Below are 2,010 nucleotides of genomic sequence, written 5' to 3'. Positions count from 1 at the left end.
CTGACACGTCATCTCCGCTACCCCCCAACCTCCGCCGGGGTGCGCGCCATCAGGGCGAGGGCGTGGACCGGCCCGGCCAGTTCGTCGGCGAGGACTGTGTTGATGCGGCGCTGGCGGTCGACGCGCGACAGGCCTTCGAACTGGGGGGAGATGACGACGACGCTGAAATGGCTTTCGCCGCCAGCGGGGGCGCCCGCGTGCCCGGCGTGTTTGGCGCTATCGTCCTGCACGATGACTTCGGCGGGGGCGAAGGCGGCCAGCAACTTTTGCTGAAGCCGGGCGGCGACGGGGCCGGTGGGGGGAAGCGGGTCGTGCGGCATAGGGTAAATCCTAAAATCGTCAAGCGGCATCCTTGGCAGGCAGCCCCGAAGCTTGACGACTTGCGCCGCCTGCCGAGGCTTTCCATACTAGCGCGATGGCCCCCCGTCGTCCCTCCCGGTTTTCGACCTCGTTTTTCGAGGAGCCCGAAGCGCCCCCCACCCGCCGTTGCGAGCATCACGATTGCCCGCAGCCTGGGGACTATCGCGCGCCCCGCTCGCGCATCGATCTCAACAGCTACTATTGGTTCTGCCTGGACCATGTGCGCGAGTATAACCTCGCCTGGAACTATTACGCCGGGATGAGCCCGGAGGAAATCGAAGCGGAAGTGCGCACCGATTCGACCTGGAACCGCCCGACTTGGCCGTTCGGCCAATCCAAGGGCGCGCCAGGCGCAAAGCCCACGGGGCCGCGCACGGCAGGCGGCCCGCGCCCCGGCGGACGTACGCGTTTCACCGATGGCTTCGGCTTTTTCGACGATGATAGCGCCGATGACGCCGCCGCCGCGCGCGGTTCCGCCTCGCCGGAGGAAACCAAGGCGATGGCGATCTTCAACCTCTCGCACCCGATTACGCTGTCAGACGTGAAAATGCGCTACAAGGAGCTGGTGAAACGCCACCATCCCGACGCAAATGGCGGCGACAAGGCGGCCGAAGAGCGGTTTAAGCTGATTACCCAGGCGTACACGGTGCTGCGGTCGTTCGTGACGGAATAAGCTGAACGCGCTTTAACCGAGAGGGCGCTTGCCCTCTCGGGCTCTCCCCACCAGGGCCAACGGCCCTGGACCGTTTTCCAGAAATTGGGATTGCCAAGGGGCTTGCCCCTTGCGTGATCGTCGGGGCTAAGCCCCGACGATCACGCCCAAGCTTAAATGAACCCTACTTCTCCGCAAACGCCCGTTCGATCACAAAACTGCCGGGGGTGGAGGTATTGCCCTCGACAAAATTGCGCGCTTCGAGCATCCGCTTGAGGTCCGCCAGCATTTCGGCGCTACCGCAGATCATGGCGCGGTCGGTTGCGGGGTCCAAGGCCGGAATACCGAGATCGGTGAACAGCTTACCGCTTTCGATGAGGTCGGTGGCGCGGCCCTGGTTTTTATAGGGTTCGCGCGTGACGGTCGGGTAGTAGAGCAGTTTCCCGGCGATCACTTCACCCAGAACTTCATCGTTCGGCAGATCGTGGGCGATGTAATCATGATAGGCGAGCTCGGCGACTTCGCGGACGCCGTGGACCAGAATCACCTGCTCGAATTTTTCGTAGGTTTCCGGGTCGCGGATGATCGACATGAACGGCGCAAGGCCAGTGCCGGTCGAGAGCAGATACAGGCGGCGGCCCGGCAGCAAATAGTCGATCACCAGGGTTCCCGTGGGCTTTTTGCCGACGATGATGGTATCGCCCACCTGGATGTGCTGAAGGCGCGAGGTGAGCGGGCCGTTTTCCACCTTGATGGAGAGGAATTCGAGATGTTCCTCGAAATTCGCGCTGGCGATGCTATAGGCGCGCAACAGCGGTTTGCCGTTCACCGGCAGGCCAATCATGATGAACTGGCCGTTGAGGAAGCGGAACCCTTTGTCGCGGGTGGTCGTGAAGCTGAACAGCCGGTTGGTCCAATGGTGGACGCTTAAAACGCGCTCTTCCAGGAAGTTCGACATAATCTCATCACCGCACTGTAGAATAGCGACTATCCCTGTC

The 2,010-nt window shown here is 62.5% G+C and carries 3 protein-coding genes; 1 reads left to right on the top strand and 2 read right to left on the bottom strand.

The features are described from left to right. Positions 1 to 17: 17 nt before the first annotated feature. Positions 18 to 320, bottom strand: coding sequence for a BolA family protein (locus VZ95_RS17040; RefSeq protein WP_045776920.1), 303 nt, complete (start codon positions 318 to 320; stop codon positions 18 to 20). Positions 321 to 415: 95 nt separating this feature from the next. Between VZ95_RS17040 and VZ95_RS17035 the strand changes: the two genes are divergently transcribed. Then, on the top strand, positions 416 to 1,033 hold the full coding sequence (locus tag VZ95_RS17035) for a J domain-containing protein (protein WP_045776919.1): 618 nt from the start codon (positions 416 to 418) through the stop codon (positions 1,031 to 1,033). A 163-nt stretch (positions 1,034 to 1,196) separates the two neighbouring features. Here VZ95_RS17035 and VZ95_RS17030 read toward each other — a convergent pair whose 3' ends face one another. Further along, positions 1,197 to 1,970, bottom strand: a complete 774-nt coding sequence (locus VZ95_RS17030) for a ferredoxin--NADP reductase (RefSeq protein ID WP_045776918.1) — start codon at positions 1,968 to 1,970, stop codon at positions 1,197 to 1,199. Between the last annotated feature and the right edge of the window lie 40 nt (positions 1,971 to 2,010).

Source organism: Elstera litoralis, assembly GCF_000963705.1.
Lineage (GTDB): Bacteria > Pseudomonadota > Alphaproteobacteria > Elsterales > Elsteraceae > Elstera > Elstera litoralis.
Note: the sequence above shows the minus strand (reverse complement) of the source record. Positions and strands in the feature narration are given on the sequence as shown.